We start from the raw sequence: 15,499 nt of genomic DNA, 5'->3' as shown, positions 1-15,499 counted from the left end.
TGTGCGCCCGCTTCTGCCCAGCCGCTACTGCCGGACCGTCGGCGCCCCGGGCACCCCCTTCGGGGCCGGGGCTGGATGCGCCGAGAGGAAGGACGCCCAACCCTGCTTCGGGGCCTCGCCGACCCCGAGAGTGCGCAGCTTCCCCAGGGTCGCCGGATCCTGGGCGTCCAGCCAGTCGGCGAGCTGCCGGAAGGAGACGCAGCGCACGTCGGGCTTGTTGCAGACGGCCTCGATGACCTCCTCGACGGCCCGCATGTAGGTGCCGCCGTTCCAGGACTCGAAGTGGTTGCCGATGATCAGGGGCGCGCGGTTGCCGAAATAGGCCCGGTGGAAGCCCTTGAGCAGGCCGTCCCGCATCTGGTCGCCCCAGAAATCGTGCTTGGCGGGGTCACCCTGGCTCGTGGTGCCGGACTGGTTGACCATGAAGTTGTAGTCCATGGTGAGCTGCTCGTAGGAGTGCCCGGGGAACGGCACGAGTTGCATCGACAGGTCCCAAAGGCCTCCCTTCTTGGCAGGCCAGACCTGGTTGTTGACGCCGCTGGAGTCATAGCGGAAGCCCATCTCGCGGGCGGCCTTGACGAAGTTCTTCTGGCCCTCCAGACAGGGCGTGCGGGCGCCGATGAGTTCCTTGTCGTAGTCGAATGGCAGGGGCTCCGCATTCGCCATGCCCGTGTTGGTCTTCCAGGACTTCACGAACCTCTTCGCCTGGCCGATCTCGTCCTTCCACTCCTCCACCGACCATTCGCCGACCCCACCGCCGCTGCCACAGAAGTGGCCGTTGAAGTGGGTGCCGATCTCGTTGCCCTCCAGCCAGGCCAGGCGCAACTGCTTGGCGGTGGCGGCGATGCCCTCCTCGTCGTTGAAGCCGATGTCGGAGCGGCCCGGAGAGTGCTGCGGCGGGCGGTACAGGTCACGTTTGTGGTCCGGCAGCATGTACACGCCGCTGAGGAAGTAGGTCATCGTCGCGTTGTTCGCCTTGGCGACCTTGCGGAAGTGGGAGAACAGCTTCTGGCTGTCCTCGCCGGCGCCGTCCCAGGAGAACACCACGAACTGCGGGGGCTTCTGACCCGGCTTGAGCCTTTCGGGTCTGTGCAGGTGGGGCTGTGCCCCGGTGTACGCGGTGGACCCGTCGCCGATCAGGCGGAACACGCTCTTGGGAGCGGGCGCCGCCGGCTTCGCCTTCTCTGGTCCCGGCGCCCCCTGCCGGGTGGTGTCGGTGCCGGTCGCGCAACCAGTGAGTGATGTGGCGCAGACCGCGGCGATCGCGGTGCCCGCCGCGATCCTGTGCGTCACGACGCCCCTGTGTGTCGCGGCGATCTTGCGGGAGGCGGCGTTCCTGCTGGTGGCGGCCATGTTCCGTCCACCTTCTTCCTTCTCTCGGGGGCCGACAGCGCCGCCAAGGTCGCACGGGACCGAGAAGGAATTAGTACGACAAGCCGACTAATGGGCCACTTCACCCTTCAGGGGGATTTATTAGTCCATTTGCTCGGAAAAACTATTCCGGCCCTTTACTCTGCATTACGATCCGTTTACCGACTGTTGTTCCATCCCGCCGCTGCACGCCGTGACCACACGGCCGCGACCCGACCCCTCGCCCATGAGCGGGGGACCACCAGATCCGCGACCGCGCTGCCCCGGAGGAAGACGGGAAACATGTCCGCCTGCGTCCCCACCCGCGCCGACGACCCGAGTCGAGCGGAACGCACCCACGAGTCGCCCAGCCCGCCCCCGACCCGGCCCCGCCGCAACCGCATCGCGGGCGCCGACGTGTCGGCATCGATCGCGGTCTTCCTGATCGCGCTCCCACTGTCCCTGGGCATCGCCCTCGCCACCGGCGCACCCCTCCAGGCAGGCCTCGTCGCCGCCGCCGTCGGAGGGCTCGTCGTCGGATGGCTCGGCGGTTCCCCGCTCCAGGTCAGCGGCCCCGCCGCCGGCCTCACCGTGGTCACCGCCGACCTCATCCATCAGTACGGCTGGCGGACGACCTGTGCCATCACCGTCCTCGCCGGTCTCGCCCAACTCGGCCTGGGCACCCTCCGGGTGGCGCGCGGCGCGCTCGCCGTGAGCCCCGCCATCGTGCACGGGATGCTCGCCGGCATCGGCGTCACCATCGCCGTCGCCCAGCTGCACATCGTCATGGGCGGCACCCCGCAGAGCTCGGTCCTCGCCAACCTCCGCGCGCTGCCCGCCCAGTTGGCCGAGCTGCGGCCGGCCGCCGTGTCGGTGAGCGCGCTGACCCTGGCGCTGCTGCTGCTCTGGCCGCGGATCCCGGGCCGGGCCGGCCGTCTTCTGCGCAAGGTCCCGGCCGCGCTCGTCGCCGTCGCCGGTGCCACCTCGGCCGCCTCGCTCGCCGGCCTGACCCTGCCCAAGGTCGACCTGCCCTCCTGGCACAGCCACGCCCTGGCCGGGCTGCCGGAAGGCCCGGTGCTGGGCCTGGTCGCCGCGGTGCTGACCACCACCCTGGTGTGCAGCGTGCAGTCGCTGCTCGGCGCGGTCGCCGTGGACAAGATGGTGGCCGCGCGTCCCGGCCTGCACGTCCAGGTCGGACGCTCCCACCTGGACCGCGAACTGCTCGGGCAGGGCGCCGCCAACATCGTCTCCGGCACGCTCGGCGGGCTGCCGGTCGCGGGCGTCGCCGTGCGCAGTTCGGCGAATGTGCAAGCCGGTGCCGTCAGCCGGAACTCCACGATGCTGCACGGCGTTCTCGTAGTAGTCGCCACGCTGCTGATGGTCCCGATCCTGGAACTCATCCCGCTCGCCTCGCTCGCCGCCCTCGTGATGGCCGTCGGCATCCAGATGGTGTCCCTGCACCACATCCGCACGGTGACCCGCCACCGAGAGGTGGTGGTGTACGCGGTCACCACCCTCGGCGTGGTGTTCTTCGGCGTCCTGGAGGGCGTGGTCCTGGGGATCGCCATGGCCGTCACCGTCGCCCTGCACCGCCTCACCCGCACCCGGATCACGCATGACGAGAAGGAAGGAGTCCATCACGTACACGTAAGAGGCCAGTTGACGTTCCTCGCGGTGCCACGGCTCAGCCGGGCCCTGCATCTCGTTCCCCAAGGCGCCCACGCCGTCGTGGAGTTGGACGGGTCGTTCATGGACCACGCGGCGTACGAGTCACTGCAGGACTGGCAGAACACGCACTCCGCGCACGGCGGCACCGTCGAGCTGGTCGGCCGCAGAGCCGGGGTCCGGATCGGTGAACCGACAACACCGGCCGGCCTCCATCTCGACGCCGGGCACGCCACCACCGGGTCGGCCGACTGCCGTTGCCACCCCTGGACGCCCTGGCGCAACCACCAGTGCGAGATCCCGGACTCCGTCCCCTCCCACGGCGGAGGCGAGGGACACACCTGGGACGCACAGGCGACCGGGGCCGGCGACAGCGATGGTTCCGGCGCGCCCCGCACCACCGAGGCCGCCATCATCCCGGGCGAGCCCGGCACAGGCGACGGAGCGGAGGCGAGCGGTGCCATGGCCGGGGCCGGCGATGCCGACGGGCTCACCGGGTCCGCCGGCACCACCGGCTCCGGACAGCCCGCCGGATCCGGCGGTCCCACCGGCTCCGGACGCTCCGGCGAGAGCAGAGCCGACGGCAGCCGGCCGAGCGCGCGTCAACTGGCCCGTGGCATCAGCGCGTTCCAGCGCAACACCGCACCCCTGGTGCGGGGCGAGCTGGCGCGGCTGGCGCGGGAGGGGCAGCAGCCTTCCCAGCTGTTCCTCACCTGCGCCGACTCACGGCTGGTCACGTCGATGATCACCTCCAGTGGTCCGGGCGACCTGTTCGTGGTGCGCAACGTGGGCAACCTCGTTCCTCCCCCAGCCAGCGCCGGGAGGTGCCCCCGGCCGGGCCAGGAGAGCGGGGACGACTCGGTGGCGGCGGCGATCGAGTACGCCGTGGACGTGCTGCGGGTGCGGTCGATCACGGTGTGCGGCCACTCCGGTTGCGGGGCCATGCAGGCGCTGCTCAGTTCCGAGCCCGGCGGCCCGCCGACCCCGCTCAGGCGGTGGCTGCGACATGGGCTGCCGAGCCTGGAGCGGATGTCCGACGAGAGCCGGCCGTTGCCCAGGCTCGCCGGGCGGGCACCGGCCGACGCGGTGGAGCAGCTCTGTCTGACCAACGTGGTCCAGCAGTTGGAGCATCTGCGGGCGCACGAGTCGGTGGCCCGGGCTCTGCGGGCAGGGGCGCTGGAACTGCACGGGATGTACTTCCACGTGGGCGAGGCACAGGCGTACCTGCTCACCGAGGGGAACGGGGACGAGGTGTTCGACGACGTGGGGGTGGCGGATCTGTCGGCGTGAGGCGGGGCGGTGATGCGTGGCCCCGGTCCGCATGGGCCACGCATCCCGGTCGGCACGGAGTCGAGCGCCACCGAGCCGCGCGACGGAGTCGAGCGGCGTCAAGCCGCTCGCCCCGGTCGGCGCAGTGCCGCGCATCCCGTGCGGCCGCGCTGCTGCCGCCACCGGGCGCCGAGGCCGGGCTTCACCTGAGGGTGGCGTCTACCTGCGCCTCGGTGGAATGTGAAAGGGGTAACAGACCTGAACCCGGTCCGTGCGGCGTCCGTGGGAACGGATGACCCCAGGGCCGAAAAGCAGCCCCGGACCTACCCGGCGACAGGTCTAAACCAATTTTCCGTCGACCCTTGTCATCGGGCCCCCGGGTCTGATGAGCTGTGGCCTGGGACACAACGGACACCCTGGGAAAGGGAGATGTCGTGAGCAACGAAAGCCTGGCCAACCTGCTCAAGGAAGAGCGCAGGTTCGCACCCCCCGCCGACCTGGCCGACGATGCCAACGTCACCGCGGAGGCGTATGAACAGGCCAAGGCTGACAGGCTCGGCTTCTGGGCCGAGCAGGCCCGTCGGCTGACCTGGGCCAAGGAGCCGACGGAGACACTGGACTGGTCGAACCCGCCGTTCGCGAAGTGGTTCAAGGACGGCGAGCTCAACGTCGCGTACAACTGCGTGGACCGGCATGTCGAGGCCGGGCACGGCGACCGGGTCGCCATCCACTTCGAGGGCGAGCCCGGCGACAGCCGCGCCCTCACCTACACCGAGCTCAAGGACGAGGTCTCCAAGGCGGCCAACGCCCTGCTGGAGCTCGGAGTTCAGAAGGGCGACCGGGTCGCGGTCTACATGCCGATGATCCCGGAGACCGCGGTCGCGATGCTGGCCTGCGCCAGGATCGGCGCCGCGCACTCCGTCGTCTTCGGCGGCTTCTCGGCGGACGCCCTCGCCACCCGTATCCAGGACGCGGACGCCAAGGTCGTCATCACCTCCGACGGCGGCTACCGCCGCGGCAAGCCGTCCGCGCTCAAGCCGGCCGTGGACGAGGCCATCGGCAAGGTGGACAACGTCGAGCATGTGCTCGTTGTCCGGCGTACCGGCCAGGACGTCGCCTGGGACGACAGCCGGGACGTCTGGTGGCACGAGATCGTCGAGCGCCAGTCCGCCGAGCACACCCCCGAGGCCTTCAACGCCGAGCAGCCGCTCTTCATCCTCTACACGTCCGGTACGACGGGTAAGCCGAAGGGCATCCTGCACACCTCCGGCGGCTACCTCACCCAGGCGTCGTACACCCACCACGCGGTCTTCGACCTCAAGCCCGAGACGGACGTCTACTGGTGCACCGCCGACGTCGGCTGGGTCACCGGCCACTCGTACATCGTGTACGGGCCGCTGGCGAACGGCGCGACGCAGGTGATGTACGAAGGCACGCCGGACACGCCGCACCAGGGCCGCTTCTGGGAGATCGTGCAGAAGTACGGGGTGACGATCCTGTACACGGCGCCGACGGCCATCCGTACGTTCATGAAGTGGGGCGACGACATCCCCGCGAAGTTCGACCTGTCCTCCCTCCGCGTCCTCGGCTCCGTGGGTGAGCCCATCAACCCCGAGGCGTGGATCTGGTACCGCAAGCACATCGGCTCGGACCGGACGCCGATCGTGGACACCTGGTGGCAGACCGAGACCGGCGCGATGATGATCTCGCCGCTGCCCGGTGTCACCGAGACCAAGCCGGGCTCCGCCCAGACCCCGCTGCCCGGTATCTCCGCGACCGTCGTCGACGACGAGGCGAACGAGGTGCCCAACGGCGGTGGCGGCTACCTGGTCCTGACCGAGCCGTGGCCGTCGATGCTGCGCACCATCTGGGGCGACGACCAGCGGTTCATCGACACGTACTGGTCGCGGTTCGAGGGCAAGTACTTCGCCGGTGACGGGGCGAAGAAGGACGACGACGGGGACATCTGGCTCCTCGGCCGCGTCGACGACGTCATGCTCGTGTCGGGGCACAACATCTCCACCACGGAGGTCGAGTCCGCGCTCGTCTCGCACCCGTCCGTCGCCGAGGCGGCCGTCGTCGGTGCCGCCGACGAGACCACCGGGCAGGCGATCGTGGCCTTCGTGATCCTGCGCGGTACGGCCGCCGAGACCGAGCATCTGGTCGCCGACCTGCGCAACCACGTCGGCGCCACGCTCGGCCCGATCGCGAAGCCGAAGCGGATCCTGCCGGTGGCCGAGCTGCCGAAGACCCGCTCCGGCAAGATCATGCGCCGGCTGCTGCGGGACGTCGCCGAGAACCGCCAGCTCGGTGACGTGACGACGCTGACCGACTCGACCGTCATGGACCTCATCCAGGCGAAGCTCCCGGCTGCGCCGAGCGAGGACTGAGCCCGGCCGAGGACTGACTACGGCCATCGAGGGGCACCCGGCTACAAGCGCGCCGGGTGCCCCTCGCGTACGCACGGTGGACAGCGGCGGATGCACTCCCGCGCACACTTAGGTAAACTAAGCAAAGCAACATCACTCATAGGTGCGCCGGGAAGTCTGGTCGGCATGTGCTCCGTCCTGCCCACCGACCGGAGGTCTCCCCCGTGGCCGCGCCCCGCACCCCCGCTCCCGCCCGCAAGATCCTCGGACGGCTGTCGCTCCCCGAGCGGACCTTCCTCACGGAAGCGCTGCGCACCGAGACAGTCGGTGGCGTACTGCTGCTCATCGCCGCGATCACGGCGCTGGTCTGGGCGAACGTGCCCATGCTGCACGACAGTTACGAGACGGTCGGCCACTTCCACCTCGGCCCCGAGGCTCTCGGGCTGAACCTGTCCATCGAGCACTGGGCCGCCGACGGGCTCCTCGCGATCTTCTTCTTCGTCGCCGGGATCGAGCTCAAGCGTGAGCTGGTGGCCGGCGATCTGCGCGATCCCAAGGCGGCCGTACTGCCGGTCATCGCCGCGTTGTGCGGAATGGCGGTGCCCGCGCTCGTCTACACGCTCACCAATGTCACCGGGGCCGGCTCGACCGACGGCTGGGCGGTTCCGACCGCCACGGACATCGCCTTCGCGCTCGCCGTGCTCGCCGTCATCGGCACCTCGCTGCCGAGCGCCCTGCGGGCCTTCCTGCTCACCCTCGCCGTCGTCGACGACCTCTTCGCGATCCTGATCATCGCGATCTTCTTCACCGACCGGATCAACTTCGCCGCGCTCGCGGGTGCCGTCGTCGGGCTGGGCGTCTTCTGGCTGCTGCTGAGGAAGGGTGTACGCGGGTGGTACGTGTACGTCCCGCTCGCCCTGGTCATCTGGGGGCTGATGTACAACAGCGGCATCCACGCCACCATCGCGGGCGTGGCGATGGGCCTGATGCTGCGCTGCACCCGGCACGAGGACGAGACGAGCTCCCCCGGTGAGCACATCGAACATCTCGTACGCCCCCTGTCGGCGGGGCTCGCCGTACCCCTGTTCGCGCTGTTCAGCGCCGGTGTCGCCGTCTCCGGCGGTGCGCTCGGCGATGTGTTCACCCAGCCGGAGACGCTCGGGGTCGTCCTCGGGCTGGTCGTCGGCAAGACGATCGGCATCTTCGGCGGTACGTGGCTGGCGGCACGTTTCACCAGGGCCTCGCTCAGCGACGACCTGGAGTGGGCCGACGTGTTCGCGGTGGCCTCTCTCGCCGGTATCGGCTTCACCGTCTCGCTGCTCATCGGCGAGCTGGCCTTCGCGGGTGACGCCGCGTTGACCGACGAGGTCAAGGCCGCCGTACTGGTGGGGTCACTCACCGCGGCGACGCTGGCCACCGTGCTGCTGAAGATACGTAACGCCAAGTACCGCAGGCTGGTCGAGCACGAGGAGCGCGACGAGGACGAGAGCGGCATTCCGGACATCTACGAGGAGGACGAGCCGGAGTACCACCTGCGGCTGGCCGCCCTCTACGAGCGCAAGGCCGCCGAGCACCGCCGTATCGCCACGGAGAAGGCCGCCGCGCGCCACGCGCTTGCCGAAGTGCCGGGCGGGGCAGGCGAGGAGGAGCAGCGTCGGGCATGATCTGACGGGACGGTACAAAAGACGGAACCGTACGCAGTCAGGCAGAAGACGGAACCGTAACTACGAGGGAGACCGCGATGAGCGCACCCGACGGCAGCCCGGTCGGCGCCGAACGCAGCATCGGCCAGCTGTTCGCCTCGGCGACGACCGAGATGTCGGCGCTGGTGCACGACGAGATCGCACTGGCCAAGGCGCAGCTCAAGCAGGACGTCAAGCGCGGCGCGACGAGCGGCGGCGCGTTCATGGTGGCGGGCGGGGTGCTGCTGTTCTCCCTGCCGATGCTGAACTTCGCCCTCGCGTACGGCATTCGGACCTGGAGCGACTGGAACCTCGCGATCTGCTTCGTGCTGTCCTTCGCGGCGAATGTCCTCATCGCCCTCGTCCTCGCGCTGATCGGCGTCGTCTTCGCGAAGAAGGCCAAGAAGAGCAAGGGTCCGCAGAAGGTCGCCGCCTCGGTGAAGGAGACGGCGGGCGTGCTGCAGAATGCCAAGCCGCACCCGCGTCCGGCCGCGAGGCCGGAGCTGGAGGACCGGGCGCCCGCGGCCATCGAGGCTGTGGCACGCTCATCGTCATGACGGACCCCGCCACCCCTTCGGCGCAACCTGCCTCGGTCGTACGACTTGACGGTCCCTGGACTCACCGGGACGTGGCCGCCAATGGTGCGCGCTTCCACATCGCGGAGATGGGCGACGGCCCGCTGGTGCTGCTGCTGCACGGCTTCCCCCAGTTCTGGTGGACCTGGCGGCACCAGCTCACCGCCCTCGCCGACGCGGGCTACCGGGCGGTGGCGATGGACCTCAGGGGCGTGGGCGGCAGCGACCGTACGCCGCGCGGTTACGACCCGGCCAACCTCGCCCTCGACATCACCGGTGTGATCCGCTCCCTCGGTGAGCCCGACGCCGCCCTGGTCGGCCATGACCTGGGCGGATATCTGGCGTGGACGGCGGCCGTGATGCGCCCCAAGCTCGTACGGCGGCTCGCGGTGGCGTCCATGCCGCACCCGAGGCGCTGGCGTTCGGCGATGGTCTCGGACGTCAAGCAGACGAGTGCGAGTTCCTACATCTGGGGGTTTCAGCGACCCTGGCTCCCCGAGCGGCAGCTGACGGCCGACGACGGGGCGCTGGCCGGCCGGCTGATCCGGGACTGGTCGGGCCCGCGCCTGCCGGACGACGACGCGGTGGAGACGTACCGTCGCGCGATCTGCATCCCGTCGACGGCGCACTGCTCCATCGAGCCGTACCGCTGGATGGTGCGCTCGCTGGCCCGCCCCGACGGCATCCAGTTCAACCGGCGTATGAAGCGGCCGGTGCGCGTGCCGACGCTCCATCTGCACGGCTCCCTCGACCCCGTCATGCGCACCCGCAGCGCGGCCGGTTCGGGCGAGTACGTCGAAGCGCCGTACCGCTGGCGGCTGTTCGACGGGCTGGGGCACTTCCCGCACGAAGAGGACCCGGTCGCTTTTTCCACCGAACTGATCAACTGGCTGAAGGACCCCGAACCCGATCGGTGACCGCGCCGATGCGCCCGGTATCCGGAACTGAACACCTGTCCTACGAACAGCCAATTGCCTGGCGCATAGGCCAATTGGGGGCGCCGGAGGCGGTTATCGACCTTGGGGCAGGGGCAGACGTCGGGGTATGGGCTGGACGCACGACTACAGTGACGCAGCACGCAATCGCCGCTCGGCCGGTGGGCTGAGCTCCCACCAACGAGGCAGCGCCCCGCAGATGCCGGGCTCCGACCTCCGGGTGGGCATTCCGCGCATTCTGCGCCGCCGGGCCCGCTGGGTCTCGGTGCGCCTGCGCCACCCGCGTGGCTGACCCGGCCGCGACCTTCTCACGACCGGGCTGCCCGGCCCTTCGACACAGGCACCTCAGGCGTCTACAGCGCGCAGCTGTCGCTGTCCACCTGCTGGTTGGCGGTACGGCCCTCGACGATGTCCTCCTGGATCTCGTCCACGGTGAGCGCGTAGCCGGTGTTGGCGTCGTCGAGGGACTTGGCGAAGACCACGCCGTACACCTTGCCCTCGGGCGTGAGCAGCGGGCCGCCGGAGTTGCCCTGGCGGACGGTCGCGTACAGCGAGTAGACATCACGGCGCACCGTGCCGCGGTGGTAGATGTCCGGGCCGTTGGCCGGGAGGCGGCCACGCACACGTGCGGCACGCACGTCGTACGCCCCGTTCTCCGGGAAGCCCGCGATGATCGCGCCGTCGCCGCTTTCGGCGTCGGTGGTGGAGAACCTCAGCACGGGCGCGTCCAGGTCCGGCACGTCGAGTACGGCGATGTCGCGCTCCCAGTCGTAGAGGACGACCGTCGCGTCGTACTTCTTGCCCTCGCCCCCTATCTGGACGGTGGGTTCGTCGACGCCGCCGACGACATGTGCGTTGGTCATGACACGGCGGTCGGCGAACACGAAGCCGGTGCCCTCGAGGACCTTGCCGCAACTCGTCGCCGTGCCCATGACCTTGACGATGGAGCGCTGCGCGCGGGTGGCCACCGGGCTGTTCGCGAGGGCCGGGTCGGGCGGCCGGACGTCGTTGATCGGCTCGTTCGCGAACGGGCTGAAGACCTGCGGGAAGCCGTTCTGCGCGAGGACCGCGGAGAAGTCCGCGAACCAGGTGTCCGCCTGGTCGGGCAATGCCCGTGCGACCCCGAGCAGCACCTTGGAGTTGCGGACCTCCTTGCCGAGCGTCGGCAGCGTGGTCCCGGCGAGGGCGGAACCGATCAGCCAGGCGACGAGCAGCATCGCGACGACGTTGACGAGGGCGCCGCCGGTCGCGTCCAGGGCGCGGGCCGGGGACCAGGTGATGTAGCGGCGCAGCTTGTTGCCGAGGTGGGTGGTCAGGGCCTGGCCGACGGAGGCGCAGACGATCACGACGACGACCGCGACGACGGCGGCGGTCGTGCTCACCTCGGCGTTGTCGGTCAGCGCGTCCCAGATGACCGGCAGCAGGTAGACGGCCACGAGACCACCGCCGAGGAAGCCGATCACCGACAGGATGCCGACGACGAAGCCCTGGCGATAGCCCACGATCGCGAACCACACGGCGGCGACCAGCAACAGGATGTCCAGCACGTTCACCGGTTCTAGCCTCGCCTCATCACTTTTCGCTCACCACGGGTCGGCCGCGGACCCGGCCCGCCACGCAACGGAAATCGGACACCACGGCCCCCGGGAAGACACAGCACGGCAGACACCCTGTCATGACCGCCAGTCGAGCGGGACCTGCTTGCCCCGGTCCCAGGGCTGCTCCCAGCCCGAGAAATGCAGCAGACGGTCGATGATTCCGGCCGTGAAACCCCAGACCAGGGCCGATTCGACCAGAAATGCCGGACCTCGGTGGCCGCTGGGGTGGACGGTCGTGGCGCGGTTGTCCGGGTTCGTGAGATCCGCCACGGGGACGGTGAAGACGCGGGCCGTCTCATTCGGATCGACTACGTCGACCGGGCTCGGCTCCCGCCACCAGCCCAGCACCGGCGTGACGACGAAGCCGCTCACCGGGATGTACAGCTTGGGCAGCACCCCGAAGAGCTGGACGCCGCTCGGATCGAGTCCGGTCTCCTCCTCGGCCTCGCGGAGCGCGGCCCGCAGCGGCCCGTCGGCCTGCGGATCGCCGTCCTCGGGGTCGAGGGCGCCGCCGGGGAAGGACGGTTGGCCGGCGTGCGACCGCAGCGAACTGGCCCGCTCCATGAGCAGCAGCTCGGGCCCGCGCTCGCCCTCCCCGAAGAGGATCAGTACGGCGGACTGGCGCCCCGCGCCGTTCTCCGGCGGCAGGAAGCGGCTCAGCTGCAGCGGCTCGACCGTCTCCACCACCCGCACCACCGGATCCAGCCAGTCGGGCAGCCCCTCCTTGCTGAGCACCACCGGCCCGTCCTGCGTATCACTCGAGCGCGTCATCGCCACCCCCGTCGTCCTGCCGGGTCCAACGCCTGAGGGCACCTAGATCGTTCCGGCCCGGCGGCAGCGGGGAGCGACAGTGCCCGGTTCCATCCGGCCCGCCCCGTCATCCGGCCCCCAGCGGCGGGGCCGGCCTGCCGCCCGCGTCCAGGTAGGCCTGGGGCGGGTTGAGTCGCTGTCCCGGGAAGCCGCCCTTCTCGTACTTGAGGAGCTTCTTCGCCTTCTCCGGATCCGTCTCGCCCTCGCCGTACGCCGGGCAGAGCGGTGCCACGGGGCAGGCGCCGCACGCGGGCTTGCGGGCGTGGCAGATACGGCGGCCGTGCCAGATCACATGGTGCGAGAGGTCCGTCCAGTCGCTCTTGGGGAACAGCGCGCCGATCTCCGCCTCGATCTTGTCGGGATCCGTCTGCTCGGTCCACTGCCAGCGCCGCACCAGCCGCTGGAAGTGCGTGTCCACGGTGATGCCGGGGCGGCCGAAGGCGTTGCCGAGCACGACGAAGGCCGTCTTGCGACCGACGCCGGGCAGCTTGACCAGGTCCTCCAGCCGGCCCGGGACCTCGCCGCCGTGGTTCTCCACCAGCGCCTTGGACAAGCCCATGACCGACTTGGTCTTGGCCCGGAAGAAACCGCACGGACGGAGGATCTCCTCGACCTCCTCCGGGTTGGCGGCGGCCAGGTCCTCGGGCGTGGGGTACTTGGCGAAGAGCGCTGGGGTCGTCTGGTTGACGCGCAGGTCGGTGGTCTGGGCGGACAGCACGGTGGCGACCACCAGCTGGAAGGGGTTGTCGAAGTCCAGCTCGGGGTGGGCGTACGGGTAGACCTCCGCGAGTTCCCGGTTGATACGGCGGGCACGGCGGACGAGGGCGGTGCGGGACTCGGCGGTGGGGGGCTTCACGGTGACGGACTTGACGGGGGACGCGCCCTTCACCGAGACGGCGGCCCCCTCGGGGGCGATGACCGGCTTCTTGGTGATCGCCTTCTTGGTGATCGCCTTCTTCGCCGCCACCTTCTTGGCGGGTGCGGCCTTCTTCGCGGCCGCCGTCTTCTTCGCGGCCGCAGTCTTCTTCACAGACCCGACCTTCTTCGCGCCCGCCGTCTTCTTCGCGGACCCGACCTTCTTCGCGGCCGCCGACGTCTTCGCGGACCCGACCTTCTTCGCGGTCACCGACGTCTTCACCGCCGGTTTCTCGCCACCCGCAGCCGTTGCACTCGGCGCCCTTTTCACCGCTTTTGCCGTTTTCCTTCCGCCGCCGGGGTCCTGTTCGCCCATAGCGGAATCGCGACGTACAACCACCCGCCCAGCCCCCTTGGCCTGTGCTCTCACCGGCGATTTGGACACCCGGCCAGCCTAAAGCCCGCCACCGACATCCGCCCCGGACCCCGAGGATCGGCCCCCAATTGGACCCCTGCCGCTTACCTCGGGACACCTGTGCGGCATCCTTGTGACAGATCACACTGTTTGGACCGTCCGGCAAAATGGGGAGCACGGTCCCCTGGTAAGCGGGGGAGCGATCCCCTGAGCAGGTCGACAAGGAGAGAACTCGTGGACGACGTTCTGCGGCGCAACCCGCTCTTCGCGGCGCTCGATGACGAGCAGTCCGCGGAGCTCCGCGCCTCCATGAGTGAGGTGACCCTCGCACGTGGCGACTCCCTGTTCCACGAGGGCGACCCGGGCGACCGGCTCTACGTCGTCACCGAGGGCAAGGTCAAGCTTCACCGCACGTCCCCCGACGGCCGCGAGAACATGCTCGCCGTGGTCGGCCCCGGCGAGCTCATCGGCGAGCTGTCCCTCTTCGACCCGGGCCCGCGCACGGCGACGGCCACCGCGCTGACCGAGGTCAAGCTGCTGGGCCTGGGCCACGGCGACCTCCAGCCCTGGCTGAACGCCCGCCCCGAGGTGGCCACCGCGCTGCTGCGCGCCGTCGCCCGCCGCCTGCGCCGCACCAACGACGCGATGTCCGACCTGGTCTTCTCGGACGTCCCGGGCCGTGTCGCCCGCGCTCTCCTCGACCTCTCCCGCCGGTTCGGCGTGCAGTCCGAAGAGGGCATCCACGTCGTGCACGACCTGACGCAGGAGGAGCTCGCCCAGCTCGTCGGCGCCTCGCGCGAGACGGTCAACAAGGCACTCGCGGACTTCGCCCAGCGTGGCTGGCTCCGGCTGGAGGCGCGCGCGGTGATCCTGCTCGACGTGGAGCGACTGGCCAAGCGGTCGCGGTAGGCACACCAAGTCGTACGACGCCGGGGTCCCGTCTCACCACGAGGCGGGGCCCCGTCGCCGTTGGCCACCCCGTCGCCGTTGGCCACCCCGTCGCCGTTGGCCCCCCTCGAACATCCGCGCACCAGGAGATAGCCTCCGCCCATGGCAAACGGGCAGTGGTACCCACCGGAGTGGCCGGACCGTATCCGCGCGCTCGCGGACGGAAGCCTGACCCCCGTCGCTCCGAAGCGGGCGGCCACCGTCATGTTGCTCAGGGACACCGAGGCCGGGCCTGCCGTGCACATGCTGCGGCGCCGCGCCTCCATGGCCTTCGCCGGTGGGGCGTACGCCTATCCGGGCGGCGGCGTCGATCCGCGCGACGAGCATCCCGTGCGCTGGGCGGGCCCCACGCGCGCGTGGTGGGCGGCAAGGCTCGGTGTCGACGAGGCGGCGGCACAGGCGATCGTCTGCGCGGCCGTGCGGGAGACGTACGAGGAGGCGGGTGTCCTGCTCGCCGGGCCCACCGACGATTCCGTCGTCGGCGACACCACCGGCGAGGACTGGGAGGCGGACCGCGCCGCGCTGGTCGCCCGGGACCTGTCGTTCGCCGAGTTCCTCGACCGCCGGGGACTGGCCCTGCGGTCGGATCTCCTGGGCGCCTGGACCCGCTGGATCACCCCGGAGTTCGAACCCCGCCGCTACGACACGTGGTTCTTCGTCGCCGCCCTCCCGGAGGGCCAGCGCACCCGCAACGCCTCCACGGAGGCGGACCGCGCGGTGTGGATCCGGCCCACGGAGGCCGCCGCCTCGTACGACAAGGGCGAGCTGCTGATGATGCCGCCCACGATCGCGACCCTGCGCCAGCTGACCGGGTACGACAGCGCCGCCGAGGCCCTCGCCGCCGCGCCCGGCCGCGACCTCACCGCCGTCCTGGCGCAGGCGCGGCTCGACGACGGCGAGATCGTGCTCTCGTGGCCCGGCCACGACGAGTTCACCAAGCACATCCCGACCGGCGGAGCCCCCGCATGAACGTACCCGCAGCGGCGGCGACGCCCTCAGTGCCCACAGCGCCCACAGCCCTGGAAGGC

General features: G+C 70.3%; 12 protein-coding genes. 8 read left to right on the top strand and 4 right to left on the bottom strand.

All coding sequences use genetic code 11. The features are described from left to right. Nucleotides 1-24 precede the first annotated feature (24 nt). A complete protein-coding gene (locus IF78_RS0110245; RefSeq protein ID WP_234439831.1) occupies nt 25-1,353 on the bottom strand; it encodes a polysaccharide deacetylase family protein in 1,329 nt (442 codons plus the stop codon). A 300-nt stretch (nt 1,354-1,653) separates the two neighbouring features. On the opposite strand from IF78_RS0110245, the gene IF78_RS0110240 reads away from it, so the two are divergent. The 6 genes from IF78_RS0110240 to IF78_RS49585 all read left to right on the top strand — a co-directional run bounded on the left by IF78_RS0110240 (nt 1,654) and on the right by IF78_RS49585 (nt 10,137). Next, nucleotides 1,654-4,305, top strand: coding sequence for a SulP family inorganic anion transporter (locus IF78_RS0110240; protein ID WP_031482639.1), 2,652 nt, complete (start codon nt 1,654-1,656; stop codon nt 4,303-4,305). 413 nt (nt 4,306-4,718) lie between these two features. Beyond that, complete coding sequence (gene acs, locus IF78_RS0110235) at nt 4,719-6,674, top strand: acetate--CoA ligase (RefSeq protein ID WP_031482641.1); 1,956 nt, start codon at nt 4,719-4,721, stop codon at nt 6,672-6,674. Nucleotides 6,675-6,877: 203 nt separating this feature from the next. Continuing rightward, entirely contained in the window at nt 6,878-8,317 is a 1,440-nt protein-coding gene (gene nhaA, locus IF78_RS0110230; RefSeq protein WP_031482643.1) for a Na+/H+ antiporter NhaA, read from the top strand. Nucleotides 8,318-8,394: 77 nt separating this feature from the next. Beyond that, entirely contained in the window at nt 8,395-8,892 is a 498-nt protein-coding gene (locus IF78_RS0110225; RefSeq protein WP_031482645.1) for a phage holin family protein, read from the top strand. Then, nucleotides 8,889-9,827: an alpha/beta fold hydrolase gene (locus tag IF78_RS0110220; protein WP_031482646.1), complete on the top strand. Its 939-nt coding sequence runs from the start codon at nt 8,889-8,891 to the stop codon at nt 9,825-9,827. The genes IF78_RS0110225 and IF78_RS0110220 overlap by 4 nt, the downstream gene beginning before the upstream one ends. Before the next feature lie 127 nt (nt 9,828-9,954). After that, complete coding sequence (locus IF78_RS49585) at nt 9,955-10,137, top strand: hypothetical protein (protein WP_078662374.1); 183 nt, start codon at nt 9,955-9,957, stop codon at nt 10,135-10,137. A gap of 61 nt (nt 10,138-10,198) precedes the next feature. Here IF78_RS49585 and IF78_RS0110215 read toward each other — a convergent pair whose 3' ends face one another. The 3 genes from IF78_RS0110215 to nth form a co-directional block, all read right to left on the bottom strand. Beyond that, the gene (locus IF78_RS0110215; protein WP_031482648.1) at nt 10,199-11,398 is read right to left on the bottom strand and encodes a MarP family serine protease; all 1,200 of its coding nucleotides are present in this window, start codon (nt 11,396-11,398) and stop codon (nt 10,199-10,201) included. 120 nt (nt 11,399-11,518) lie between these two features. Beyond that, on the bottom strand, nt 11,519-12,214 hold the full coding sequence (locus IF78_RS0110210; RefSeq protein WP_031482650.1) for an NUDIX hydrolase: 696 nt from the start codon (nt 12,212-12,214) through the stop codon (nt 11,519-11,521). 106 nt (nt 12,215-12,320) lie between these two features. Continuing rightward, complete coding sequence (gene nth, locus IF78_RS0110205; RefSeq protein ID WP_078662373.1) at nt 12,321-13,484, bottom strand: endonuclease III; 1,164 nt, start codon at nt 13,482-13,484, stop codon at nt 12,321-12,323. A 273-nt stretch (nt 13,485-13,757) separates the two neighbouring features. Here nth and IF78_RS0110200 point away from each other — a divergent pair, with 273 nt between their 5' ends. Together IF78_RS0110200 and IF78_RS0110195 are read left to right on the top strand one after the other, a co-directional pair. Then, on the top strand, nt 13,758-14,432 hold the full coding sequence (locus IF78_RS0110200) for a Crp/Fnr family transcriptional regulator (protein ID WP_015658871.1): 675 nt from the start codon (nt 13,758-13,760) through the stop codon (nt 14,430-14,432). 141 nt (nt 14,433-14,573) lie between these two features. Then, nucleotides 14,574-15,440: an NUDIX hydrolase gene (locus IF78_RS0110195; protein WP_031482657.1), complete on the top strand. Its 867-nt coding sequence runs from the start codon at nt 14,574-14,576 to the stop codon at nt 15,438-15,440. Nucleotides 15,441-15,499 lie beyond the last annotated feature (59 nt).

Source organism: Streptomyces bicolor, from assembly GCF_000719285.1.
Taxonomy (GTDB): Bacteria; Actinomycetota; Actinomycetes; order Streptomycetales; family Streptomycetaceae; genus Streptomyces; species Streptomyces bicolor.
Note: the sequence above shows the minus strand (reverse complement) of the source record. Positions and strands in the feature narration are given on the sequence as shown.

Excerpts from the sequence above, each read along its gene's own strand:
- IF78_RS0110225 (WP_031482645.1), top strand. The coding sequence starts at position 8,395 with ATGAGCGCACCCGACGGCAGCCCGGTCGGCGCCGAACGCAGCATCGGC.
- IF78_RS0110220 (WP_031482646.1), top strand. The coding sequence starts at position 8,889 with ATGACGGACCCCGCCACCCCTTCGGCGCAACCTGCCTCGGTCGTACGA.
- IF78_RS0110240 (WP_031482639.1), top strand. The coding sequence starts at position 1,654 with ATGTCCGCCTGCGTCCCCACCCGCGCCGACGACCCGAGTCGAGCGGAA.
- IF78_RS0110210 (WP_031482650.1), bottom strand. The coding sequence starts at position 12,214 with ATGACGCGCTCGAGTGATACGCAGGACGGGCCGGTGGTGCTCAGCAAG.
- IF78_RS0110245 (WP_234439831.1), bottom strand. The coding sequence starts at position 1,353 with ATGGCCGCCACCAGCAGGAACGCCGCCTCCCGCAAGATCGCCGCGACA.
- IF78_RS0110195 (WP_031482657.1), top strand. The coding sequence starts at position 14,574 with ATGGCAAACGGGCAGTGGTACCCACCGGAGTGGCCGGACCGTATCCGC.
- IF78_RS49585 (WP_078662374.1), top strand. The coding sequence starts at position 9,955 with ATGGGCTGGACGCACGACTACAGTGACGCAGCACGCAATCGCCGCTCG.
- nth (WP_078662373.1), bottom strand. The coding sequence starts at position 13,484 with ATGGGCGAACAGGACCCCGGCGGCGGAAGGAAAACGGCAAAAGCGGTG.